Here is a 23,153-nt window from a genome sequence, read left to right as displayed (position 1 = left end):
AGAGAAGCGGGTGCGGGGATCGAAATACCGGCATCGAAGAGCTGGGACCTGGGGCCGATAACGTCGCTGTTACCGTCTCAGCCGCCTGATCTGCTGCTGCCGGCTTTCGATCGGTTGCCGCACGGTCGCCGAAGCCGTGCAGGCTTGGCTCAGTCGCTTTCGTTCTTGCCAGGGCTTCACCACGTTGAGCCAAAGCTCGCGCATGCCCATGATCGAGATCGAAATTCCGAACGGAATCAGGAAATAGAGGATACGGAACACCACCAGCGTCGCCAGCAATTGTTCCTTGCTGAACTCCGGCAGCGCCACCAGCATTGCGGCGTCGAACACGCCGATCGAGCCGGGGGCATGGCTGGCGAAGCCGAGCAGGGTCGCCAGGATGAACACGACGGCGAGCGAGACGAAATCGATATGCGGCTCGGTCGGCATCAACAGGTACATCGCAAGCGCACAGAAGCCGAGATCGACGACGCCGATGATGATCTGCAGCAGCGTCAGCCTGGCGGAGGGCAGCACCACCTTCCAGCCGTTCTGGCCGAGCTCTCGGCGCTTCTCGCCGGTCAGGAGCCAGACGAAATAGGCGCCGATGCCGGCGAGGCAGCCGAGCGCGATCAGGCGGTTCATCGCCGGCGGCAGCAGGTCCATTGCCGATGCCGCCGCGGGGTGCCAGGCCATGCCGAAGCCGAGCACGAACAGATTGCCGAGCCAGAACGTCAGGCCCGACAGAAAGCAGATCTTGGCGACGTCGATCGCGGACAGGCCGTAATCGGAATAGATCCGGAAGCGGATCGCGCCGCCGGTAAAGACGGTGGCGCCGATGTTGTGGCCGATCGTGTAGCTCGTGAAGCTCGATAGCGCTGCGATGCGGTAAGGGACGTGGGTCTTGCCGATCGTGCGCAGCGCGAAGAAGTCATAGAAGGTCAGCGTGCAGAACGCCCCGACCACACAGAGCGCCGCCAGCGCGATCCGGTGCGGTGCGATGTCGGTCAGCGCGGTGAGGATGATACCGGTATCGACGCCCTTCAGGGTGTGGACCAGCGTCGTGATTGCGAACGCGATGATGAGCACGCTCGCAGCGATCCCGAGCCGTTTCCAGCCGATCTTTTCCTTGAAGCCACGCCCAAGCGTGGTCAGCAGCCGAAGCATTCATCCTCCCGGCAGGGACAATTTCAGTGGGACCCGGTCACGGATAGCGACGGGTAACGGGCAAACGCACCGTACGCGATGACCCATAAGGCAAAACCGATGCGTTGTGCAGCCCTTGACAAGCCAACCTTCGGCTCACGTTCAGCGTCATTGTCATATTGGCTACATATGGTCTCGCTCTGCGGAATGTGAGTCGCCTGTATCCGTCCGCTGCGGCGGAGATGCGGCACGTTCCGCCGTTCTGCCGCCGTTCCCGGCGATTTCATCGGCATTTTTGCCGATTTTGCCGCCGTCTCGGCACCGGCGCGGGGCAGTCGGCGCGAAGCGAATAGACGATATGCATCAGCACGGGGACGCCGGAGCGCGGCTGCGGCGTTTACCAAAGCGTGAAGTCGCCGTGCACATCTGCGTGGTCCGGCGGCAGACCGCCGCGCGGGCCCGGATGAGTCGCGCAAGACCCGGTCCGTAGGTCTATTGAGGCAAAACGCCGCGCAAGATGGCCGCAGCCGCATGGGCCGGCCGGCATGACGACAGCACACTTCGATCGGTGGCGAAGTATTACGTCGAAACGAAGGCCTATCTCTCGCATTGGTTGGCCAGAGCGAGGACAAGACCATGCAGCAGACATCCCTGAACGTTCGGCGTATGCCGGACGGGAGCGCAGCCTGCCATCGGGCGCCGACCGGCCTTGCGGCAACGTTGACGCTGGCCGCGATGAGTCTCGGTTACGGCGTCGTGCAGCTCGACGTTACCATCGTCAACACGGCGCTCAATGCCATCGGCGGCTCGCTCGGCGGCGGCGTCGCCGAGCTGCAATGGGTGGTCAGCGCCTACACCATCGCCTTTGCCGCCTTCATCCTGACGGCGGGCGCGCTTGGCGACCGGATCGGCGCCAAGCGCGTCTTCATGGCGGGCTTTGCGATCTTCACCGCGTCGTCGGTTGCCTGCGCAATCGCGCCCGACGCCGTGACGCTGATCGTCGCGCGCTGCGTGCAGGGACTGGCCGCGGCCATCCTGGTGCCGAACTCGCTCGCGCTGCTCCGCCATGCCTATGCGGATGACAAGGCGCGGGGACGCGCGGTCGCCGTCTGGGCCGCGGGCGCGAGCCTTGCGTTGACCGCCGGCCCGTTCGTCGGCGGCGCGCTGATCACACTGGTCGGCTGGCGGGCGATCTTCTTGGTCAACCTGCCGATCGGCCTGGCCGGGCTGTGGCTCGCCTGGCGCTTTGCCGGCGAAACCATCCGCCATCAGCAGCACCGGCTCGATCTGCCGGGACAGCTCGCAGCGATCGCCGCGCTCGGCACGCTGGCCGGCGCGCTCATCGAGGGCGGCGCGCTTGGCTGGAGCAGCCCGTTCGTGGTTGCAGGCTTTATTCTCGCCGCCGTGTTCTCCGTGCTGTTCGTCTGGCGTGAGGCTCGCGCGGCGCAGCCGATGCTGCCGCTCTCGCTGTTCGGCCACAGGATGTTTGCGTTGACCTCGATGGTCGGCCTCCTGGTCAACGTCGCGTTTTACGGGCTGATCTTCGTGCTCAGCCTCTACTTCCAGCAGGTCAACGGCCTGTCGGCGTTCGCAACCGGTCTGGCGTTCGTGCCGATGCTCGGCGCCGTGCTGCCCGCCAACCTGATCGCGCCGCATGTTGCGGAGCGGATCGGCGCGCCGCGGGCAATCGCGCTCGGCGCCGCGACCTCGGCCGCCGGATGTGTCGGACTGCTGTTGATCGGTCCCGGCACCAGCTACCCGGCGATCTGCCTGCAACTGCTCGCGATGAGCGCCGGCCTCGGCCTGCTGGTGCCGCCATTGACATCGACATTGCTCGGCAGTGCCGAGCCGCAGCATGCCGGCGTCGCGGCCGGGGTGCTGAATGCGACCCGGCAGACCGGCAGCGTGCTCGGTGTTGCGCTGTTCGGCTCGCTGGTCAGCCGGTCCGCAGCCTTCATCGCCGGCCTGCATACGGCGCTCGTCATTTGTGTCGGCGTGTTGCTGACGGCCGCCGCGCTGATCTGGATCGGCGCGTCTTCACAAGCGCGGCAATAATTGAACCGGCGATTGCACGGCCGCCCGCCTGCATCTAACGTTGCGTCGTCGGCGGCCGCCGACGACGGGGTCCGATCAGATGCTTGTGTCAATCGACCGTCGCCTCTTGCTGCGCCGCGCCGCCTTGCTCGGCGCTTCGCTGCCGCTGGTCAAACTGATCGGCCCGGCGCGCGGCCAGTCGTCCGAATTGATCGCCCGGAGGGTGTTTTTCGACAATCCCGACTACATCAACGTCCGTCTCAGCCCGGACGGGACGCAGCTGTCCTATGTCGCGCCGCTCGACGGTGTGAACAATCTCTGGGTCGCCCCGCTTTCCGATCTCAAGGCGGCGCGGCCGGTCACGCGCGTCACGGACCGCAACATCTCGGCCGGCTATCGCTGGGCACACACCAACCGCCATGTGGTGTTCTTCCGCGAGCGTGACGGCGACGAGAACTGGCGTGCCGCCAGCGTCGACATCACCGACGGGAAGATAGTGCCCTTGACGCCCGAGACCGGTGTCAAAGCCTTCCTGCAGGAGTCCGACCGCAAATTCCCCGAGGAGATGCTGCTGCGGCACAACCAGCGCGACAAGCGCTACTTCGACCTGTACCGCGCCAACGTCGTGACCGGCACGAGCGAGCTCGTCTACGAGAACCACGACTATGTCGGCTTGATCACCGACAGCGCATTCCAGCTACGCCTGGCATCGCGCCTGATCGCCGACGGCTCGGCCGAGGTGTTCGAGCGCCGTCCGGACGGCAGCTGGGCGCCCTTTATGACGGTGCCGATCGCCGACACCGATACGACGCAGATGCTGGATTTCAGCGCCGACGGCAAGACGCTGTATCTGATCGATTCACGCGGCCGCGACAAGGCGGCATTGTTCGCCCTCGACATGGCCACGCGCCAGACCACACTGCTTGCTGCCGATGATGATGCCGACATCGTGCGAGCGATCTTCGACGAGAATCGCCGGCCATTGGCGGCGCTGGCGATCACCGACCGGATGCGCTGGCACACCGTGGATCAAAGCGTCGCCAGGGACCTCGCCGATCTGGGCCGCTATGGCGCCGGCGACATCAGTTTTGTCAGCAACAGCGATGATCTCCAGCTGGGCACGGTCCATTTCGAGCGCGACACCGAGAGCGGTGAATATGCGCTGCTTGACCGCCGAACGCGTGAGGTGCGCAAGCTGTTCACGCAGCGCCGCGCGCTCGACGGCGTTGCGCTGCGCAAGCTCGAGCCGGTCGTGATCCCCTCGCGCGACGGGCTGCGCCTCAACTGCTATCTGACCCGGCCGGTCGAGGCCGAGGCTGGCCGGGTGCCGCTGGTGCTCGTGATCCATGGCGGGCCGTATTATCGCGACAGCTGGGGATTCAGCCCGGTCCATCAATGGCTCGCCAGCCGGGGCTATGCGGTGCTCGCAGTCAACTACCGCGGCTCGACCGGCTTCGGCAAAGCCTTCTCACCGCCGCCGACCACGAATGGGGCGGCAAGATGCATGACGATTTGATCGATGCGGTCGATTGGGCGATCGCACAAGGTATCGCCGATCCGAAGCGCGTCGGCTTCTTCGGCGGCAGCTATGGCGGCTATTCGGCATTGATGGCGGCGACCAAGACGCCCGACGTGTTCGCCTGCATCGTCGATCTGTTCGGCATTTCCAACCTCGTCACCTTCATGGCGACGATCCCGCCCTACTGGGGCCCGTGGATCAGTGTCTGGAAAAACCGGCTTGGCGATCCCGACACGGAAGCCGGCCGCGCGTTCCTGGTCGAACGTTCGCCGTTGACCCACATCGACCGTGCCATCAAGCCGATCCTGATCGCGCAGGGCCTGCGCGATGTCAGGGTTGTGGCTGCCGAGTCCGAGCAGATGGTCAATGCGCTCAAGCAGCGCGGAATACCCGTGACCTACGTCACATTCGCTGACGAGGGGCACGGTTTTGTGCGGCCGGAAAATCGGCTTGCCTTCTATGGCGTCACCGAAGCGTTCCTCGCCAAGCATCTCGGCGGCCGTTGCCAGCCAATCGGAAACGATTTCGCCGGCTCGTCACTCAAGGTCGAGACCGGAGCTGAACTGGTGCCCGGGCTCCGCGGCTGAGACGAATTGCAACTCGGGATTGCCGTTTTCCCTGACGATATGCCCCGCGTTCAAGGCTTTTTCACCATGCGTGGAACCTTGTTGCAGTGCGGTTACCGTTCGTACACGAATGCGCTGGTTTTTATAGGTCCATAAATGGGGCCTATAATGTATCGCGTTTTGACCTGTCTCACTTTGGAACATGACTGGCGGCTGGTCGTCCTTGGCGGAGTGATCTGCCTGCTTGCCAGCGCCGTCGCGATCAGCCTGTTTCACCGTGCGCGCGCCGCAGAGGGCCGCGCCCGCGAGATCTGGATCGGTCTTGATGCGGCGGTGGGCGGTTGCGGGATCTGGGCCACCCATTTCGTCGCCATGCTGGCGTACGATCCCGGCATCGAGGCCGGATACAACATTCCCATCACGCTGCTGTCGCTGGTGCTTGCGGTTGCGATCCTGGCCGTCGGATTGGCCGTCGCCACGCTCGACGAGCGCTGGTGGACGGTGGCGGCTGGTGGCGCGATCGTCGGCGCAGGTGTCGCGGCGATGCATTACACCGGCATGCTGGGCCTGCAGTTGCCTGCGCGGATCATCTGGTCGCCCGGCATCGTGGCCGCGTCGATCGCATTCGGAAGCCTGTTTGGCGCGCTCGCACTCGTCGTCGCCACGCGTGGCGAACGCCTCGGCACCACCGCGGCTGCGACCGGCCTTCTGACCGTTGCGATCGTCTCGCATCATTTCACCGCGATGGGTGCGGTCACCCTGGTCCCGGATCCGACGATCGTTCCGGACGGGCTTTCGGTCTCGCCGCGCGTGCTTTCGTTCATGACTGCGGTTGCGGCCTTCGCCATCCTCGGCCTGTCGCTGATCGCTTCCATCCTCGATCGTCGTGCCAAGACCGAGCTTCACAAGCAGAAAGTGGTGCTGGATACCGCGCTCGAGAATATGTCGCAGGGGCTGTGCATGTTCGATGCCGATGGCCGCATCATGCTGTTCAACGAGCGCTACAGCGAGATCATGGGGCGCAACCGCGTGCCGCTCAAGGGACGCCTGCTGATCGACGTCCTGCAGGACCTGCATTCCAACGGCGAGTGGGACGGCGATCCCGAGGAGTTCTGCGATGTTCTCGTTGCCGAGGCAAAAGCCGGCCGCAGCGCGACGCGGATCGTGAGCCGCAATGATCGCGCGATCCGCGTGGTCGACCAGCCGATGAAGGGCGGCGGCTGGGTCGCAACCTTCGAAGACATCACCGAATGGCAGCAGGCCCAGGAACAGATCTCGCACATGGCGCGGCATGACGCGCTGACCAACCTGCCGAACCGGACGCTGTTCCGCGAGCAGCTCGAGAAGGCCTCGAGATTGGCCAAGCGCTCCGACCAGCTCGCCGTGCTCTGTCTCGACCTCGATCATTTCAAGGAGATCAACGACACGCTCGGGCATCCGATCGGCGACGCGCTGCTGCGCGAGGTCGCGCGGCGGCTCGGCGAATGCGTGACCGAGCATGACACCGTGGCGCGGCTTGGCGGCGACGAGTTCGCCATCGTGCAGTTCTGCAGCAACTGCGAACCATCAGTCGTGTCGCAGCTCGCAAGTCTCGTGGTCGAGCGGATCGCCGCGCCCTACGAGATCGGCGGCCATCAGCTCGTGATCGGCGTCAGCATCGGCATCTCGCTCGCACCCGAAGACGGCAAGGGTCCCGATGAACTGTTGCAAAAGGCCGATCTGGCGCTGTACCGCGCCAAGGCCGACGGCCGCGGCACCTACCGGTTCTTCGAGACCGGGATGGACGCGCGCGCGCAGGCGCGCCGCCTGCTGGAGCGCGACCTGCGGCTGGCGCTCGAGCGCGACGAGTTCGAGGTCTATTACCAACCGATCCGCGATGTCGTGGGCGAACAGGTGGTCGCCTTCGAGGCGCTGGCGCGCTGGAACCATTCGCTGCGCGGCCTGATCGCGCCCAACAATTTCATTCCTGTCGCCGAGGAAACCGGGCTGATTGTCCCGCTTGGCGACATCGTGCTGCGCAAGGCCTGCGCCGATGCCGCAGGCTGGCCCAAGGACATCGCGGTCGCCGTCAACCTGTCTCCGGTGCAGTTCAAGAACCCGAACCTGGTGTCGTCGGTGAAGGCGGCGCTGGAAGCGTCTCACCTGTCTGCGGACCGGCTTGAGCTCGAGATCACCGAATCGGTGCTGTTGCAGAACAGCGAGGCGACGCTCGCGGTGCTGCATGAGCTGCGTGGCTTCGGCGTCCGCATCTCACTCGACGATTTCGGCACCGGCTACTCCTCGCTGAGCTATCTGCGCAGCTTCCCGTTCGACAAGATCAAGATCGACCGTTCCTTCGTGACGGACCTTGCGACGCGCGAGGACTCGATGGCGATCGTGCGCGCGGTCACCGGCCTCGGCAAGAGTCTCGGCATCGTGACCACGGCCGAGGGCGTCGAGACCGATACCCAGTTCGACCTGCTGCGGCAGGAAGGCTGCACGCAGGCGCAGGGCTATCTGTTCAGCCCGCCGCGGCCGGCGGCTGATGTCGCCAAGATGTTGCTGCGCAGGCTGCCGGAACGATCGGTGGCTTGATCAACGACGGCGAGGACGCCTAGCTCTTGCGGAGAGCAAAATAGGCGCCGCAAAACGCCATGACGGCGCCGAGGCACAGAGCGGCGAGGCCGGCCAGCACGGCGGAAATGGTCGAGACTGTGCTCGGCGCCGCCGCGGCCTGGCCGGCGCCGGCCAGCATAAGCACGCCGACGACGATCAGGAATTGCCGCATCCGCTGCGGAATCTGGCCGGCCACCGCGCTGTGCATCAGGTTGGCGGTGAAGTAGCCGCCCGAAAACCCGACGCTCGCGATCAGCCACCACGCAATCGCAGCACCTGCCGGCATGAACTCGTGGGTATCGGAGCGCCACAGGCCGCCGAGATCGAGCCCGTAACGCGCGCCGAGCATATGCACGGCAAGCGCCAGCAGCACGCCTGAAATCATCGCGCCGCCGAGGATGAGGTAACGCGGAAAATAGGTCGTCTCGGGCATGGCTCGCTTGTAGGATAGGCGTGACGTGCTGCGCAAGCTAGAGCATGATCCGGAAAAGTGGAAACCGGTTTTCCGAAAAGATCATGCTCAAGCAAAGAGTGCTAGCACGTGGCTGAGCAGGTGGAATGGCGGATTGCCAACAACGTTGCAGGACCGGTCGGAGGCAGGCGAGGGCTCAGCCGTGCGCTATGCCTATAAGGCCTCGTTGGTCGGCTCGGCGCACCAGTTCGAGCTGACCGAGGACGGGCTGGCGTGGCGGATCGCCGGCAGGTCTGGCGTGTGGGATTACGCCGACATCTCCGCCGTGAAACTGTCGTATCGCCCGGTCTCGATGCAGCAGCAGCGATTTCGCGCCGACATCGACAATGCCAAAGGCGGGCGGATCGCGGTCCTCTCGACCACCTGGCAGACCGCGACGCTGGTCGCGCCGCAGGGAGACCTGTATCGCGCCTTCATCGTCGAGCTGCATCGCCGGATGCAGGCCGCGGGCAGCACCGCCAGGCTGGTCGGAGGTCTCGGGCCGAAGACCTACACCGCCGCGCTGGCGATGCTGGCATGCCTTGGGGTGGCAATGATCGGATTGCTGCTGATGGCGCTGCTGACATCGAACTGGATGGGCGCGCTGTTCCTGGTCGGCTTTGCCGCGCTGTTCGCCTGGCAGGTCGGCGGCTTCATCACGCGCAACCGGCCGCGGCGCTACAGCTTCGATCGATTGCCCGATGCGCTGCTGCCGAAGCGACCCCGCAATCAAGCGTGATGAACCGCGACATCGTCGCGTTCACTCCGTCGAATCAAAATCCTCTTCGGTCGCGCCGAGCATTCCTGCCAGTGTCCGCAGGCCGAGCTCGAGCTGCTCCAGCGGCGGTGCGGCGAGCGCGAGCCGTACCGCATTGGGCGCGTGTCCCGGCGTGGCGGCGAAGGTCGTCGACGGCGTCAGCGCGATGTCGCGGCGCGCCGCGGCGGCGACCAGCGTCTGCGAGCGCCAATGCGGCGGCAGGGTCAGCCAGAGGTGATAGGATTTTGGGTTGGTCTGGATCTCGAAGGCGGCCAGATATTTCGCTGCCAGCTGCTGGCGGCGGCCGGCGTCGATCCGCTTCAGCCGTGACAATTCGGCGGCGGTGCCGTCGGCCATCAGCCGCTGCCCGGCGGCGAAGGCGTAGCCCGACGCCGTCCAGCCGCCGGAGCGCACCGCGGCCATGATGCTCTCGCGCAGCCGCGGCGGCGAGACGATGAAGCCGAGCGCGAGGCCCGGCGCCACCTTCTTCGAGAGGCTGTCGAGCAGGATGCAGCTGTCGGGCGCGAGCGCGGCCAGCGGCACCTGGTCGTCGAGGAAACCGTAGACGCCGTCCTCGATGACGACGAGGCCGAGCTTCTCCGTCACGCGCAGCAGCTCGGCCCGGCGCTCGGCCGGCATCGTGATGCTGAGCGGGTTCTGGATCGTGGGCTGGATGTAGAGCGCGGACAAATGCGCCTCGCGGTGCGCCTTCTGCACGGCGTCCGGGCGCACGCCATGCTCGTCCATCGCGAGCGGCACCAGTGCGATGCCGAGCCGTGCGGCAATGCCCTTCACGAACGGATAGGTCAGCGCCTCGACGCCGCAGCGTCCGCCCGGCGGCACGACGGCGGCGAGCGCGGCGGCGATGCATTGCCGGCCGTTGGCGGTAAACACGATCTGGTCCGGGTTCGGCATCCAGCTCTTGCGCGCGAGGAATTCCGCGGAAATGGTCCGCGCCGCCCGCGTGCCGAAGCTGGTCGCCGGCCGCAGTGCGCCCTCGAGCACCTCGGGCCGTTCGAGCCCTTCGAGGCTCTTGGCGATCATCGTCGCCTGATGCGGCAGCAGCGGATAGTTGAATTCGAGGTCGATGCGGGCGCCGCGCGGCTCGGTCGGGGCCGCGATGCCGCGCCGCGCCTCGCCGGACACGAAGGTGCCACGGCCGACTTCGCCGACCACCAGCCCGCGCCGCAACAGCTCGGTGTAGACCCGGCTCGCGGTCGAGACGGCGATGTTGCGGTCATAGGCGAAATGGCGTTGCGGCGGCAGGCGGTCGCCCGCCTTGAGCGCGCCGCTCGCGATCTCGGCGGCCACCGTATCCGCCAGTTTCAGGTACTCGAATCGCGACATTATTGCACCGAGAGCAATGTTTTACTTGCTCCGAGAAATGTACCGGATCATTTAAGAGGGAACAAGCCCCTGATTGTACCGAGGAGCGCGCAAGCAATCCGAGGTGACGACGGTGCAGGTGCCAAAATGGCACTTGCGTCAACGGCATGGCCTTGCCGTAGGGGCATCGAAGGAGATGACAATGACGACGCTATCCTCAACCGCCGTGGCGCCCGCGCGGCCCAGTATGCTGGGCGGATTGCTCCGATTGCTCCGAACGTGGGGCGATGCACTCGCGACCCACTGGGTGCGCCGCGAGGCGATCAAGACCCTGCGCCAGCTCGATGACCGGACGCTGCGCGATATCGGAATCTCGCGCTGCCAGATCGAGCCCGCCGTCGCCGGCGACCTCAACCTTGAGCTGGTGCGGATCCGTTGAGGCGTCAGTGGTGCGGCGTTGGACTAATGCCGCACCACCAGCACCGAGCATTTGGCGTAGCGCACCACGTGGCCGGCGTTTGAGCCGAGGAAGTAGGTGCGCATCGCCGGGCGGTGCGAGGTCATCACGATCAGGTCGGCCTTCATGATCGCGGCCTCCTCGAGGATCTCATGATAGATGCCGCCCTGGCGGACTACGCCCGAGATGCGCTCGGGCGCAATGCCGGATTCGCGCGCAACGATCGCGAGCGCCTCTTCCGACGTTTCGCGCTGCTGGCTGTCGAAATCCGCCGGCACATATTCGGCGAGCATCACCGGCGTCATCGGCAGCACGTTAAGCAGGCGCACCGAGCCGTTCCATGTCTGCGACAGCGTCGCAGCAGTTGCGATCGCTGGCTTCGCCAGATCGGTATCGGAGAGGTCGATCGGCACGAGAATGGACTTGTACATTTGCGCCTCCTGTCCGCGATTGGTCTGGAGCCGTTTGGTCCCTGTGCCGGGACGCGCGCCTTCTTTTTCTTGAAGCAGCTTGTAGTGTCGCCGCGAACCGGTCCCCCTGTCGCGCCGACATCAATATAGCATGGCGGAGCGGCGCTGTCCGCCCGCGTCAGCCGCGCGAGGCCTGCTTCAACAGTTTAGGGCTGACGAACAGGACAAGCTTGCCGCGCCGGAACGAGACGTCGTTCCAGTCGTCGGTCGCGAAGTCGAAGACGGCGAGCCCCGAGGTCGACAGATTGTCATTGAGCGCGCGCTTCGCGGCCTCGTCGCCGCCGCCGGTCAGCGTCAGCGCGAGCTCGTGCATGCCAGGGTTATGGCCGATCAGCATCAGCCGCTTCGGATCGGTGACCGATGCCATCCGGATCGCGGTCAGCAGCTGTGCCGGATCGGCGCCGTAGAGGTCCGGCACGAATTCGACCTTCGGCGCAGCTCCAACACCCTTCAGCGCCTCGCGCACGATCTCCCAGGTCTGCGTGGTGCGGACCGCCGGCGACACCAGCGCCAGGTTGGGCAGGGGTGGATGGCGGGCGATCCAGCCGCCGATCTCCGCCGCATCGCGGTGGCCGCGCTCGTCGAGACGGCGGTCCTGGTCCTGCCCCGAAGGCGCGTCGGTTTCGGTCTTGGCGTGACGCAGCAGCAGCAAACGGCGCATGGACTTCCATTCTCGATTCGGTCTGGTCGCATTAATTCTACAGGCTCATGCCGCGGACAAGGTGACAAGCGCCGCAGCGGTTCGTAAGAAACGCCATGAGCGAGACTTCCACAAGTGCGGCGGACGGCCCGGACGAGACGGCATCGCCGTTCCGCGACCGTCTGGCATTCGACCTCGACGTCGACATTTGCGTGATCGGAGCGGGGCTGGCCGGCCTGACGGTGGCGCGCGAGGCGGCGCGGCTTGGCGCGAGCGTTGCCGTGCTCGAGGGCCGCCAGGTCGGCTGGAACGCCTCCGGCCACCATCTCGGCACCGTGATGCCGGGCTTCGGCCTGCCGATATCAGATGTGATCGAGCGTGTCGGCCTCGACGATGCCCGCGAATTGTGGGCGCTGTCGAAAGAGGGCGCCGACTATGTCCGCGCCACCGCAACCGAGGATCTGATCCCGGGCATCAACCCGAGCGATGGCGCGCTCGAGGTTTCCAATGTCGATGTCGGCGAGGCGCTGATCAGCCGGCTGCAGACGCTGGGTGTGGATTTTGCGACCGAGGTCGAAGGCTGGCAGGTCGACCGCGTGCGCAGCGTGCTGAAGACCGGCCGCTATTTCCACGGCATCTATTATCCGAAGGCGTTCCAGATCGATGGTCGCAAATATGTGCACGGCCTCGCCGCGCTGGCGACCCGGGCGGGGGTGCGGATCTTCGAGGAGACGCCGGTCGTCAGCATCGATTTTTCCGGCATCCGCAAACGCATCGTGACGCCGACGGCGCGGCTGCGCGCCAACCATATTGTCCTCGCCGGCAATATCCATCTCGGTGCGCCGCTGAAGCGCTTGTCCGACACGCTGCTTCCGGTGTGGCGCTACGCGGCGCTGACCGAGCCGCTCGGGGAACGGCTTTTAGAGACGATCGCGTTTTCCGGCTCGGTCGCCGACAGCGACGGTATCGACCATTTTCGCATCGTCGATGGCGATCGTCTGTTGTGGGCCAGTCCTGAAACCACCTGGAACGCGCGGCCGCAGCGCCTTGGCGCGGCGGTGCAGCGCCGCATCGCCACGGTGTTTCCACAGCTCGGCAAGGTTCCGATCGCAGAGATGTTCGGCGGCGCGGTCGGCGTCACCGTGCATGGCATGCCGCAGATCGGCCAGTTGCGCAGAGGCCTGTGGGTGGCGAGCGGCTTTGGCCGGCAGGGGCTCAATACCTCGGCGCTGGCCGGACAGTTGATTGCGCGCAGCATCCTGTGGGGCGACGACCGCTGGCGGCTGTTTTCGCCGTTCGAGCTGGTCTGGGCCGGCGGCACCACCGGCCGGGTTGCCGGTCATTTCATCGGCCTGTGGGCGAGGGGAGCCTCGTCCGCCGCGGGCGTCCTGGCGCGCTACCGCGAGGGTGCACGTGCGAAGGAACGCCTCCGCGAGGCGCGGCTGGCCGAGGCCAATTTCAAGGCGGGAACCAGGGGGCCGGCGCCGCGCCGTCCGCCGGTGCCCGTGGCGCGGCCAATGCCGCCACCGGCAACCCTGCCGGCCGAGGAGCCGCATCCTCCCGCCTCGCAAGAAAGTGAGCAGATCTCCGACGGGCGGATGTAACGTCGGAGGGCGGTGTTCGTACCTGGTAACGAACCGTGGGCACGTACCCTGGGCCCTCCGCAAACGGAGCTGATTGATGATCGATCGCCGTATCCTGCTTGCTTCCGTCGCCGGCCTGTTCGGCCTTGCCGCCTTCCGCTGGCTGCGCGCCTCGCCGGCGCAGGCCGCCGAGAAATTCGAGATCGAGAAGACCGACGCCGAATGGCGTGCACAGCTGACGCCGCAGCAATACGAGATCCTGCGCAAGGAAGGCACCGAGCGGCCGGGATCGAGCCCGCTGCTCAAGGAGCACCGCAAGGGCACCTTCGCCTGCGCCGGCTGCGACCTGCCGCTGTTCTCGTCCGAGACCAAATATGAGAGCGGCACCGGCTGGCCGAGCTTCTGGAAGCCGCTGGAGAATGCGGTCGGCACCACGACCGACCGCACCTTCGGGATGGCGCGCACCGAGGTGCATTGCCGTCGCTGCGGCGGCCATCTCGGCCACGTCTTCGACGACGGCCCGAAGCCGACCGGGCTGCGCTACTGCATGGACGGTTTTGCGCTGGTGTTTCATCCGGCGGCGCCGTCGGCGACCTGACGGCCATCGCGTTTTCGAGCGAAGCCTGTCCCGCACTTGATGCGGGATGGGTGCCGGTTCGCGTCAAGAAAACGCGTCAAAATAGGAATGAAAGAGCGCGGTCGGAACGGCGCTCCGTCCCGGCAATTGTTGCCTGCCCGGCAATTGTGCCCCGGTTAAACGGCCGGGGCTTTTTTTTCAAGCGCATGATTTTGTTACGATTCGTTTCCTGGCACGACCCTTGCGACATGCTCGGCCGATGCGGCCACTCTTGTGATTGCCAGCCGCCGGGAATCGAATTGGAGAACATGTCATGGGTATCTTCGGCGCTCTTACGACGGCGGTCGGTGGCTTGCGCGCAGGGTCGTACGCGCTCGAAAACATCTCCGGCAACATCGCCAACTCGCAGACCACGGCCTTCAAGCGCATCGATACCTCGTTCCTCGACCTCGTCCCGCAGACCGCGCTAACTGCGCAACTCGCCGGCGGCGTCACCGCGCAGTCCCGCTCGACCAACTCGGTGCAGGGCGACGTGCAGTCGGCATCGGTCGCGACCTTCATGGCGATCAACGGCAACGGCTTCTTTGCGGTGCAAAAGCCCGGCAGCTTCACAGACGGTGCGCCGGTGTTCGACGGCGTCGACCGCTACACCCGCCGCGGCGATTTCCAGCTCAACAAGGACGGCTATCTGGTCAACGGCGCCGGCTATTATCTCGAGGGCGTGCCGATCGACCCGACCACGGGCAACCCCGCGGGCAGCTCGCCGCAAGTGCTGCAATTCAAGAACGACTTCCTGCCGGCGCAGCAGACCACCAAGATCGACTATCGCGCCAACCTTGCGTCCTACCCCCTGACCACCGCGCACGACACCTCGGTTCCCGGCTCCGAGTTGCTGCGGCCGGGCGCGTTCAGTGCCGGTCACAACCCGCTGGTGATCGGTACGCCGGCCGCGCCCCCGACCGACTCCTCCGTCACTGGCACCGCACAAAACAACAAGGCGACGCCGTCGGTCGCCAATACGCTCGCCACCACGCTGAACGGTACCGCGCCCAGCAACTCGATCGCCTCCAATTTCGTGGCGGGCGACACCATCACGGTCAACGGCACCGTCCTGACCTTTGTCGCCTCGGGCGCCACCGGCAACCAGCTCAATATCACCGACACGATCGGGACGCTGCTCAACAAGATCGACACCATCACTGCCTCCGGGATCTCGTCGACGATCGCCAGCAACGGTTCGATCACGATGCACTCCGGCACCGCGGCCGACCTCAACGTAACGAGCTCGAACACCGCTGCCTTCGCGGCGCTCGGCTTCACCGGCTCGGCGGTTGCGAACCGCGGCGGCGGCGGAACGGTCGGCACCGGCCAGGTTGTCGGCAACGACAACTCGACCTTCCTGAACGAATCCGTGTCGGGCGGCGCGGTCACGGCCTACGACGTGTCGGGTGCGCCGGTGAACCTGCAATTCCGCTGGGCCAAGACTGACAGCTCCTCGCTGGGCTCCGGGCATACCGATACCTGGAACCTGTTCTATCAGGTCAATCCCAATGCGACCGGCACGCAGGTCTCCTGGCAGAACGCCAACATCAACTTCACCTTCGCCTCGAACGGCCAGATGTCGCCGGCGATCTCCTCGGTGACGCTCAACAATGCGGTCGTCAACGGCGTGTCGCTCGGCAACCCCGCGATCAATTTCGGCTCCGGCGGCGTGACCCAGTTCGCGGATGCCAACGGCAACGTCCAGGTCAACCAGATCCAGCAGGACGGCTTTCCCGCCGGCCAGTTGCAGTCGGTCAGCGTTTCCACTAACGGCCGCATCGTCGGCAACTACACCAACGGCCGCAACATCGACCTCGCCGAGATATCGGTGGCGACCTTCAACGGCACCAACTTCCTCAAGCGCATCGACGGCGGTGCGTTCGAGGCGACTGACGAGTCCGGTGGCGCGCTGTTCGGCAAGGGCGGCAGCACCATCGTCGGTTCGTCGCTCGAAAGCTCGAACACCGATATTGCCGACGAGTTCACCAAGCTGATCGTGACCCAGCAGGCCTATTCGGCAAACACCAAGGTCATCACGACAACCAATTCGATGGTGCAGGATCTCCTGAACGTCGTGCGCTGATCGCATCGACGATGCACGAGTGAAGCAGTAAAGGCGAGTACAGATCATGGGTTTGGGCCAAGCCCTTTCCACCGCGATGTCGGGCCTGCGCGCCACGCAGGCCTCGCTCTCGCTCGTGTCGTCGAACGTCGCCAACGCGGAGACGCCCGGCTACGTCAGGAAGACGCTCAACCAGGTTACCGGCACCACCGGCCAGTACGGATCGAGCGTCCTCATCACCGGCGTGAACCGCCAGCTCGACGAATTCCTGCAGACCCAGCTGCGCACCGAGACCTCGGGAGCCGCCTACGCCGACGTCCGCTCGGACTTCCTTTCCAATCTGCAGGGCGTGTACGGCAATCCCGACTCCACCGGCACGATTGAGGACGCCTACAACAAGTTCCTGACCGCGGTCCAGGGCTTGTCGACCAGCCCGGAATCGCAATCGGCGCGCATCGGCGTCGTCAATGCCGCGCAATCGATGGCGCAGCAGCTCAACGCGACCTCGCAGGGCATCCAGACGCTGCGTGCCAACGCCGAGGCCGGCATCAGCGACTCCATCAACACCGCCAACAATGCGCTGCAGCAGATCGCGCGTCTCAACGTCCAGCTGCAGGCCAACGGCGGCACGGCCGACGCGTCGACCGCGGCCTTGCTCGATCAGCGCGATCGCTACGTCACGCAGCTTTCGCAGCTGATGGACATCCGCACCGTCACCAACAGCCAGAACCAGGTGACCGTGTTCACCAATTCCGGCGTGCAGCTGGTCGGCACCGAGGCGGCGTCGCTCAGCTTCAACGCCCAGGGCACGATGACGCCCAACACGCTGTACAATACCGATCCGACCAAGAGCACCGTCGGCACCATCACCATCACGTTCCCGCATGGCGGCACCTACGACATGGTGTCGACCAACTCGATCCGCTCCGGCAAGATCGCCGCCTATCTCGAGCTGCGCGACAACACGCTGGCGCAGGCCCAGACGCAGATCGACCAGTTCGCCGCCGCGATGTCGAGCGCGCTGTCGGACAAGACGACCGCGGGCACTGCCGCGACGGCGGGGGCGCAGTCCGGCTTCGACCTCGACCTCTCGGGACTGCAGAGCGGCAATACCATCCACGTCTCCTACAAGGACAACACCACCGGCCTGACGCACAATCTGTCGATCATCCGCGTCAACGATCCGAGCGTATTGCCGCTGAGCAATACTGCGACCGTCGATCCGAACGACGAGGTGCTGGGAGTGGATTTCTCCGGCGGCATGAGCTCGGTGCTGTCGCAGCTCAACGGGGCGCTCGGCGGAACCGGCCTGCAGTTCTCCAATCCGTCCGGATCGACGCTGCGCGTACTCGACGACGGCGCCGCCAACAAGGCCGATGTGACCGCGGCGTCGGTCACGTCAACCGTCTCGTCGCTGACATCGGGCGATCCGCAGCTTCCGCTGTTCACCGACAATGGCGGGCTCTACACCGGCGCGATCACAGCGAACGGCTCGCAGACCACCGGCCTTGCCGCGCGGATCAGCGTCAACACCGCGCTGGTCGGCGATCCCTCGCGCATGGTCATCTATTCGACCAATCCGCAGACCCCGGCCGGCGACACCACGCGCGCCAACCTCATCCTGAACCAGCTGTCGAACGCCTCGTACAGCTATTCGCCGCAAACCGGCCTTGGCACCACGGGCGCGCCGTTCACCGGCACGCTGCTGAACTTTGCCAAGCAGTTCATCAGCCAGCAGGGCGAGTCGGCGACCGCCGCCAAGCAACTGGCCGACGGTCAGGACGTCGTGCTGAACACGCTGCAGACCAAGATGGACTCGACCTCCGGCGTCAACATGGACGAGGAGATGGCGCATCTGCTTTCGCTGCAGAACGCCTATTCCGCCAATGCGCGCGTGATGTCGTCGATCAAGCAGATGTACGACGCGCTGCTGCAGCTCACGTGAGGGTAACATGTCGATCGACGGCGTAAGCGGCAGAACTTCCTATATCGGCACCACGATCCTCAACCTGCGCAATCAGCTCAATGACCTGACGACGCAGCTTGCGACCGGCAAGGTCTCGACGACCTATGCGGGGCAGGGGCTCGATCGCGGCTTTGCGCTCAGCCTGCGCGCGCAGATCAGCGGCATCAATGCGTTCTCTGATACGGCCACCAACCTCAACACGCGCCTGAGTGTCGCCAACCTCACCTTGCAGGGGTTGTCCGACGTCGGCACCCAGGTGAAGAACTCCGCGACGACGGCGACGCTGACCCTCAACGACAGCGGCCAGACCTCGGGGCAGATCACGGCGCAGGCGGCCTTCGCCAATGCGGTCGCGATGCTGAACAGCCAGTCCGGCGACCGCTATCTGTTCTCGGGCCGCGCGATGGATACGCCGGCCACGGTGTCCGCCGACACCATGCTGAAGGGCACGGCGACCCAGGCCGGGCTCACCCAGCTCATCAATGAGCGCAAGCAGGCCGATCAGGGCGTCAACCTGATGGGACGGCTGAGCGTCTCGTCGCCCCCGGCGACCACGACGGTGACAAGCGTCGCCGAGGACGGCTCGCCGTTTGGCCTCAAGCTCCTGTCGGTGCAGTCGTCATTGACCGGCGCCACCGTGACGCAGCCGACCGGCACGCCGAAGGCGACCTCGGTCGATCTCGGCGCCGTCAATCCGAAGGATGGCGACAAGATCAAGTTCAACTTCACGCTGCCCGACGGCACCACCGATGCGATCGAGCTGACGGCGACGACGACGAACCCGCCGCCCGCGGGCTCGTTCCTGATCGGCGCCGACACTGCGGCGACGACGGCCAACCTGCAGTCGACGCTGACCTCGTCGATCAAGACGTTGAGCGACACCTCGCTGGTCGCGGCCTCCGCGGTCGCGGCGTCCAACAATTTCTTCAATCCGGTCGCGACCGTCTCGGGCGCCGCCGTCAACAACCACAATACGCCGCCGGCGCCGATCAGCGGTGCCACGGCGCTTTCGGGCGCGGCCGGCACCGACTCGCTGTCCACGAGCTTCGCGGCCGGTGACACCATCACGGTGAACGGCACCCCGATCACCTTCGTTGCCTCGGGTGCCACTGGCAACCAGGTCAACGTCACCGACAGCGTGCAGACGCTGATGGCCAAGATCGACCAGATCAGCGGCACCAAGAACCCGTCGACCATCAGCAATGGTGCGATCACGCTACACGGCGCCGACGGTGAGAGCCTCTCGGTATCGAGCTCCAATGCGGCAGCGCTCGGCGCGCTCGGCATCGCCAACAATACGACCGCGACGCCGGCGCCGCTCAGGGTCGGCGGACCGCCATTCGACACCGCGACCAGCCTGGTCGCGGGCACGCCGGCTAACACCGTCTACTGGTACACCGGCGAGAACGGCCCGGGATCGGCGCGCGGCACCGCCGTCGCGCAGGTCGATCAATCGATCACCGTGCAGTATGGCGCGCGCGCCAACGAGCAGGCCTTCCGCTATCTGCTGCAGAACGTCGCGGTGTATGCGGCTGTCACCACCAATGCCAGCAATCCGAATGCGAGCCAGCAAGTGACGGCGCTGGCGCAGCGCGTCAGTGCGAACCTCGCTCCGCAGAACGGTCAGCAGCAGATCCAGGACGTGCAGGCGGAATTCGCCGGCGCCCAGACGGCAACGAAGGCGGCCACCGATCGCCAGACCCAGCTCAAGGGCATGGCGGAAACGATGCTGGACTCGGTCGAGGGCGTCAATCAGGACGAGGTGGCGACCAAGATCCTGGCGCTGCAGACCAGCTTGCAGGCGTCGTACCAGACGACATCGATGCTGTATCAGACCACGCTGTTGAAATATCTGCCGATCAGCTGATCGCCCGCCGCGCATCCATTGGACAGCAAAAGGCCTCCTCGTGGAGGCCTTTTTTCGTTTCTGGTGAGGGGATGTCTAAAGCGCGATGAGATTATGAATCATCATCGCGCTTTAGCTCTTTGTTTGAGCATGATCTTTTCGGAAAACCGCTTCGCACTTTTCCTGATCATGCTCTACGCGCTCTTGCGGGTGTCGTCCTGGTTGGCGTTTTGCTGACTGCGCGCGCTTTCCAGCAGCTTCTCCTCATGTGCGATCAGTTTCTTGGATTCCTTCAGCGCGTGATAGAGATCGCCGTTGAGGATGAAATTGTTGACGCTTTCGATGAACGGCCAGGCGCTCGGCATCGCGGTGATGATGTCGCGCACCAGGCTGAAATAGGTCGGGTGGTGCGCCATCGGGTCCGGCGACAGGTACATCAGCTGCACGGCGAGATAGATCAGCTTCGCCGGCGTGTCTGCGGTCTCGGGCGTCAGGATATCCTTCTGGCGCAGGATCGGGATCCGGTCGCCGTCGATCAAGAGGCGGGCCCGCTGATCGGTGTTGGTGATCACGCAATTGCCGACGATGATGCGCTCGTTCGGTTTCAGTTCGACCTTCAGGGCCATGACCGTTCTCCTTTGCCGGCAGTCGCGCGATGTCGTCGCTAGCGGAACGAAATTGTGTTCGGCACTGCTTAGCAGCCGCCGATGCGGCTAGGTGCCGATGCGACAGCGATCCTTTCCCATGATGGTTAATGCTTCGTAAACAAAGGGCGGGCGCGGGTGTTGCCGCTCGTCCGGAATCGGCAATTGTCTCAGTAGTTTTCGCAGCGAACTTCGCCCAATAGCGACAATTTTATTCTTCGGCATTCGTCTCAAATGCCGTGTTGAAGATTTCTTTTTCCTTGGCGGCTTGACCGCAGGATCGGCTCATCCGCCCGATCAGAAAGGATTGGCGCGGGCTTTTCCTCAGTTTCACACCAGAAAGGTATGAAAATGTCCGATATCATTCTCTCCTCCTCCGTTCGTCAGAACCTCCTCTCCCTCCAGTCCACCGCCGATCTGCTCTCCACCACGCAGAACCGTCTTGCCACCGGCAAGAAGGTCAATACGGCGCTCGACAACCCGACCAACTTCTTCACCGCGCAGTCGCTCGACAACCGTGCCAGCGACATCAACAACCTGCTCGACGGCATCGGCAACGGTGTGCAGGTGCTGCAGGCTGCCAACACCGGCATCACCTCGCTGCAGAAGCTGGTCGATACCGCGAAGTCGATCGCCAACCAGGTGCTGCAGAGCCCGACGGGCTACACCACCAGGTCGCAGGTCACCTCCACCGCGGCGCTCGGCGGCACCTCCGCCAACCTCGTCGACGGCACCACCATCAAGAGCGGCGACGTGCTGTCGATCGCGGCGTCGGCCGGCCAGCCCGCCTTCACCTTCACCTTCGGGGCCAGCAACTCGCTCGCGCAGCTGAACTCGTCGCTGGCGGCCAGCAACCTGACGGCGACGCTCGACAGCTCCAACAAGCTCGTCATCTCCACGACCAATGACGCGGCGTCCTCGACGATCGGTGCGGTGACCTTCACCAACACCGGCGGCGGCACCGCGACGTTCAGCGCCGCCGGCACGGCTCCGGTTGCCGACTCGGCCTCGCAGTCGGCGCGCGCCGCCCTGGTGACGCAGTACAACAACACCATCGCGCAGATCACGACCACGGCGCAGGACGCGTCGTTCAACGGCATCAACCTGTTGAACGGCGACAGCCTGAAGCTGACCTTCAACGAGACCGGCAAGTCCACGCTGGCCATCACCGGCGTCACCTTCAATGCCGCCGGCCTCGGCCTGAACTCGCTGACCGCGGGCACCGACTTCCTCGACAACAACTCGGCGAACAAGGTGCTGACGGCGCTGGGCACGGCGAGCTCCTCGTTGCGCAGCGAAGCCTCGACGCTGGGCTCGAACCTGTCGATCGTGCAGATCCGTCAGGACTTCTCGAAGAACCTGATCAACGTGCTGCAGACCGGTTCGTCGAATCTGACGCTGGCCGACACCAATGAGGAAGCGGCCAACAGCCAGGCGCTGTCGACCCGCCAGTCGATCGCGGTCTCCGCGCTGGCGCTCGCCAACCAGAGCCAGCAGAGCGTGCTGCAGCTGCTCCGCTAAGCGCGACAAGCAGTCTGGGAACGGCGGGGGAAACCCCGCCGTTTTCTTTTGTCTCCGGGATATTACGGTATCTGTCTATGCCGTCAGAACGACGCAGTTCGTAACGCCTGCTAACCATATTTAAAGGCGGCCGATGCATAAATATCGGGCGCTAGAATTGCGTCTCCGCGGCTCGAGAAATCCGCATCCCATCGAGGTCATTGAATGTCGAATGCAGCCCAGGCCTACGCTCGTACGTCCACGACGACGGCGTCCCCACGTGAAATCGAGGCGCAGGCGCTCCTGAAGGCGGCCCGGCAGTTGCAGGAAGTCCAGGCGAATTGGAACGGGCTCGACAAGGCGCTCGATCACGCGTTGCTGTTCAACCGCCGGCTGTGGTCGATCTTCCTCAGCGCGGCAGAGGGCGACGACAATCCGCAGCCGCTCGAGGTGCGTCAGAACATTGCCAACATCAGCGTGTTCGTGATGAAGCAGACCATCGACATACAGATGAATCCAGACCCGGCGAAGCTGAAGTCGCTGATCGACATCAACTGCAACATCGCCGCCGGCCTGTCGGGCCGCGGCTGATCGACCGGCAGCGGAGCCCTCGGCATGGCCGACGTGTTGAGCATCCTGTCCGCCAACTACAAGGCCGCCGGCCTGACGGTGCCGTCGAAGACGCCCTATGTGGCCGTCGATCCGAACCTCTATGAGGGCAGCTGGAGCGGCAAATACGCCAACAACAAGTCGTTCAACATCTCGGTGTCGAACGTCGATGGCTTCCGCGCCAAGGTCCACTATCAGAGCGATGGCACCAGCAAGTACCAGGACGTGCTGATCAAGGACGGTGCCTTCAGGATCGGCGATACCAAGTTCTCGCTGGTGCAGCAGGGGACGGCGCTGATCGCCAATGTCGTCACCGACCCGGCGACCGGATCGACCTATCTCGACAAGGCCTACGCCACCCAGCAGACCTGACGGGGCGTTCGT

The 23,153-nt window shown here is 64.9% G+C and carries 20 protein-coding genes; 14 read left to right on the top strand and 6 right to left on the bottom strand.

From position 1 onward, the window contains the following. Positions 1-69: 69 nt before the first annotated feature. On the bottom strand, positions 70-1,146 hold the full coding sequence (locus WDM24_RS28350; RefSeq protein ID WP_029085353.1) for a lysylphosphatidylglycerol synthase transmembrane domain-containing protein: 1,077 nt from the start codon (positions 1,144-1,146) through the stop codon (positions 70-72). A gap of 615 nt (positions 1,147-1,761) precedes the next feature. On the opposite strand from WDM24_RS28350, the gene WDM24_RS28345 reads away from it, so the two are divergent. The 4 genes from WDM24_RS28345 (at position 1,762) to WDM24_RS28330 (ending at position 7,818) form a co-directional block, all read left to right on the top strand. Then, positions 1,762-3,180, top strand: coding sequence for an MFS transporter (locus WDM24_RS28345; RefSeq protein WP_414645632.1), 1,419 nt, complete (start codon positions 1,762-1,764; stop codon positions 3,178-3,180). A 79-nt stretch (positions 3,181-3,259) separates the two neighbouring features. Beyond that, positions 3,260-4,675 carry a S9 family peptidase gene (locus WDM24_RS28340; RefSeq protein WP_338828119.1) on the top strand — a complete coding sequence of 472 codons (1,416 nt, stop codon included), beginning with the start codon at positions 3,260-3,262 and terminating at the stop codon, positions 4,673-4,675. Next, complete coding sequence (locus WDM24_RS28335; RefSeq protein WP_338828118.1) at positions 4,660-5,265, top strand: alpha/beta hydrolase family protein; 606 nt, start codon at positions 4,660-4,662, stop codon at positions 5,263-5,265. The genes WDM24_RS28340 and WDM24_RS28335 overlap by 16 nt, the downstream gene beginning before the upstream one ends. Before the next feature lie 147 nt (positions 5,266-5,412). Then, positions 5,413-7,818, top strand: coding sequence for an EAL domain-containing protein (locus WDM24_RS28330; RefSeq protein ID WP_338828116.1), 2,406 nt, complete (start codon positions 5,413-5,415; stop codon positions 7,816-7,818). Positions 7,819-7,837: 19 nt separating this feature from the next. On the opposite strand, the gene WDM24_RS28325 is transcribed toward WDM24_RS28330, so the two are convergent. Continuing rightward, complete coding sequence (locus tag WDM24_RS28325) at positions 7,838-8,272, bottom strand: hypothetical protein (RefSeq protein ID WP_029085357.1); 435 nt, start codon at positions 8,270-8,272, stop codon at positions 7,838-7,840. Between the two features lie 145 nt (positions 8,273-8,417). Here WDM24_RS28325 and WDM24_RS28320 point away from each other — a divergent pair, with 145 nt between their 5' ends. Then, positions 8,418-9,029 carry a hypothetical protein gene (locus tag WDM24_RS28320; protein ID WP_414645774.1) on the top strand — a complete coding sequence of 204 codons (612 nt, stop codon included), beginning with the start codon at positions 8,418-8,420 and terminating at the stop codon, positions 9,027-9,029. Between the two features lie 21 nt (positions 9,030-9,050). Here WDM24_RS28320 and WDM24_RS28315 read toward each other — a convergent pair whose 3' ends face one another. After that, a complete protein-coding gene (locus tag WDM24_RS28315; RefSeq protein ID WP_338828112.1) occupies positions 9,051-10,394 on the bottom strand; it encodes a PLP-dependent aminotransferase family protein in 1,344 nt (447 codons plus the stop codon). Positions 10,395-10,575: 181 nt separating this feature from the next. Here WDM24_RS28315 and WDM24_RS28310 point away from each other — a divergent pair, with 181 nt between their 5' ends. After that, on the top strand, positions 10,576-10,812 hold the full coding sequence (locus WDM24_RS28310) for a DUF1127 domain-containing protein (protein WP_338828110.1): 237 nt from the start codon (positions 10,576-10,578) through the stop codon (positions 10,810-10,812). A gap of 23 nt (positions 10,813-10,835) precedes the next feature. Here the strand turns inward: WDM24_RS28310 and WDM24_RS28305 are convergent, their stop codons facing one another. Together WDM24_RS28305 and WDM24_RS28300 are read right to left on the bottom strand one after the other, a co-directional pair. Further along, positions 10,836-11,261, bottom strand: coding sequence for a universal stress protein (locus tag WDM24_RS28305; RefSeq protein ID WP_166305952.1), 426 nt, complete (start codon positions 11,259-11,261; stop codon positions 10,836-10,838). A gap of 157 nt (positions 11,262-11,418) precedes the next feature. Beyond that, a complete protein-coding gene (locus WDM24_RS28300; protein ID WP_338828108.1) occupies positions 11,419-11,961 on the bottom strand; it encodes a histidine phosphatase family protein in 543 nt (180 codons plus the stop codon). Positions 11,962-12,056: 95 nt separating this feature from the next. Here WDM24_RS28300 and WDM24_RS28295 point away from each other — a divergent pair, with 95 nt between their 5' ends. The 5 genes from WDM24_RS28295 (at position 12,057) to WDM24_RS28275 (ending at position 20,037) form a co-directional block, all read left to right on the top strand. Next, the gene (locus WDM24_RS28295; RefSeq protein ID WP_338828107.1) at positions 12,057-13,544 is read left to right on the top strand and encodes an FAD-binding oxidoreductase; all 1,488 of its coding nucleotides are present in this window, start codon (positions 12,057-12,059) and stop codon (positions 13,542-13,544) included. Between the two features lie 76 nt (positions 13,545-13,620). After that, on the top strand, positions 13,621-14,121 hold the full coding sequence (gene msrB / locus WDM24_RS28290; RefSeq protein WP_029085364.1) for a peptide-methionine (R)-S-oxide reductase MsrB: 501 nt from the start codon (positions 13,621-13,623) through the stop codon (positions 14,119-14,121). A gap of 292 nt (positions 14,122-14,413) precedes the next feature. After that, positions 14,414-16,225, top strand: a complete 1,812-nt coding sequence (locus tag WDM24_RS28285) for a flagellar hook-basal body complex protein (protein ID WP_338690884.1) — start codon at positions 14,414-14,416, stop codon at positions 16,223-16,225. 46 nt (positions 16,226-16,271) lie between these two features. Then, a complete protein-coding gene (gene flgK, locus WDM24_RS28280; RefSeq protein WP_338828106.1) occupies positions 16,272-18,149 on the top strand; it encodes a flagellar hook-associated protein FlgK in 1,878 nt (625 codons plus the stop codon). Positions 18,150-18,156: 7 nt separating this feature from the next. After that, a complete protein-coding gene (locus WDM24_RS28275) occupies positions 18,157-20,037 on the top strand; it encodes a flagellar protein (protein ID WP_338828104.1) in 1,881 nt (626 codons plus the stop codon). A gap of 173 nt (positions 20,038-20,210) precedes the next feature. Here the strand turns inward: WDM24_RS28275 and flbT are convergent, their stop codons facing one another. Continuing rightward, a complete protein-coding gene (flbT, locus tag WDM24_RS28270) occupies positions 20,211-20,642 on the bottom strand; it encodes a flagellar biosynthesis repressor FlbT (RefSeq protein WP_338828102.1) in 432 nt (143 codons plus the stop codon). A 363-nt stretch (positions 20,643-21,005) separates the two neighbouring features. On the opposite strand from flbT, the gene WDM24_RS28265 reads away from it, so the two are divergent. The 3 genes from WDM24_RS28265 (at position 21,006) to WDM24_RS28255 (ending at position 23,141) form a co-directional block, all read left to right on the top strand. After that, positions 21,006-22,181, top strand: a complete 1,176-nt coding sequence (locus tag WDM24_RS28265) for a flagellin (protein WP_338828100.1) — start codon at positions 21,006-21,008, stop codon at positions 22,179-22,181. Between the two features lie 204 nt (positions 22,182-22,385). Further along, the gene (gene flaF / locus WDM24_RS28260) at positions 22,386-22,751 is read left to right on the top strand and encodes a flagellar biosynthesis regulator FlaF (RefSeq protein WP_029085370.1); all 366 of its coding nucleotides are present in this window, start codon (positions 22,386-22,388) and stop codon (positions 22,749-22,751) included. Positions 22,752-22,775: 24 nt separating this feature from the next. Next, on the top strand, positions 22,776-23,141 hold the full coding sequence (locus WDM24_RS28255; RefSeq protein WP_029085371.1) for a hypothetical protein: 366 nt from the start codon (positions 22,776-22,778) through the stop codon (positions 23,139-23,141). The last annotated feature ends 12 nt before the right edge of the window (positions 23,142-23,153 follow it).

The organism is Bradyrhizobium sp. 27S5 (assembly GCF_037217225.1).
GTDB classification, from domain to species: Bacteria; Pseudomonadota; Alphaproteobacteria; order Rhizobiales; family Xanthobacteraceae; genus Bradyrhizobium; species Bradyrhizobium septentrionale.
Note: the sequence above shows the minus strand (reverse complement) of the source record. Positions and strands in the feature narration are given on the sequence as shown.

Excerpts from the sequence above, each read along its gene's own strand:
- flgK (WP_338828106.1), top strand. The coding sequence starts at position 16,272 with ATGGGTTTGGGCCAAGCCCTTTCCACCGCGATGTCGGGCCTGCGCGCC.
- WDM24_RS28340 (WP_338828119.1), top strand. The coding sequence starts at position 3,260 with ATGCTTGTGTCAATCGACCGTCGCCTCTTGCTGCGCCGCGCCGCCTTG.
- WDM24_RS28350 (WP_029085353.1), bottom strand. The coding sequence starts at position 1,146 with ATGCTTCGGCTGCTGACCACGCTTGGGCGTGGCTTCAAGGAAAAGATC.
- WDM24_RS28325 (WP_029085357.1), bottom strand. The coding sequence starts at position 8,272 with ATGCCCGAGACGACCTATTTTCCGCGTTACCTCATCCTCGGCGGCGCG.
- WDM24_RS28310 (WP_338828110.1), top strand. The coding sequence starts at position 10,576 with ATGACGACGCTATCCTCAACCGCCGTGGCGCCCGCGCGGCCCAGTATG.
- WDM24_RS28315 (WP_338828112.1), bottom strand. The coding sequence starts at position 10,394 with ATGTCGCGATTCGAGTACCTGAAACTGGCGGATACGGTGGCCGCCGAG.
- flbT (WP_338828102.1), bottom strand. The coding sequence starts at position 20,642 with ATGGCCCTGAAGGTCGAACTGAAACCGAACGAGCGCATCATCGTCGGC.
- WDM24_RS28255 (WP_029085371.1), top strand. The coding sequence starts at position 22,776 with ATGGCCGACGTGTTGAGCATCCTGTCCGCCAACTACAAGGCCGCCGGC.
- WDM24_RS28275 (WP_338828104.1), top strand. The coding sequence starts at position 18,157 with ATGTCGATCGACGGCGTAAGCGGCAGAACTTCCTATATCGGCACCACG.
- WDM24_RS28335 (WP_338828118.1), top strand. The coding sequence starts at position 4,660 with ATGCATGACGATTTGATCGATGCGGTCGATTGGGCGATCGCACAAGGT.
- WDM24_RS28330 (WP_338828116.1), top strand. The coding sequence starts at position 5,413 with ATGTATCGCGTTTTGACCTGTCTCACTTTGGAACATGACTGGCGGCTG.
- WDM24_RS28285 (WP_338690884.1), top strand. The coding sequence starts at position 14,414 with ATGGGTATCTTCGGCGCTCTTACGACGGCGGTCGGTGGCTTGCGCGCA.
- flaF (WP_029085370.1), top strand. The coding sequence starts at position 22,386 with ATGTCGAATGCAGCCCAGGCCTACGCTCGTACGTCCACGACGACGGCG.
- WDM24_RS28265 (WP_338828100.1), top strand. The coding sequence starts at position 21,006 with ATGAAAATGTCCGATATCATTCTCTCCTCCTCCGTTCGTCAGAACCTC.
- WDM24_RS28295 (WP_338828107.1), top strand. The coding sequence starts at position 12,057 with ATGAGCGAGACTTCCACAAGTGCGGCGGACGGCCCGGACGAGACGGCA.
- WDM24_RS28345 (WP_414645632.1), top strand. The coding sequence starts at position 1,762 with ATGCAGCAGACATCCCTGAACGTTCGGCGTATGCCGGACGGGAGCGCA.
- WDM24_RS28305 (WP_166305952.1), bottom strand. The coding sequence starts at position 11,261 with ATGTACAAGTCCATTCTCGTGCCGATCGACCTCTCCGATACCGATCTG.
- WDM24_RS28300 (WP_338828108.1), bottom strand. The coding sequence starts at position 11,961 with ATGCGCCGTTTGCTGCTGCTGCGTCACGCCAAGACCGAAACCGACGCG.
- msrB (WP_029085364.1), top strand. The coding sequence starts at position 13,621 with ATGATCGATCGCCGTATCCTGCTTGCTTCCGTCGCCGGCCTGTTCGGC.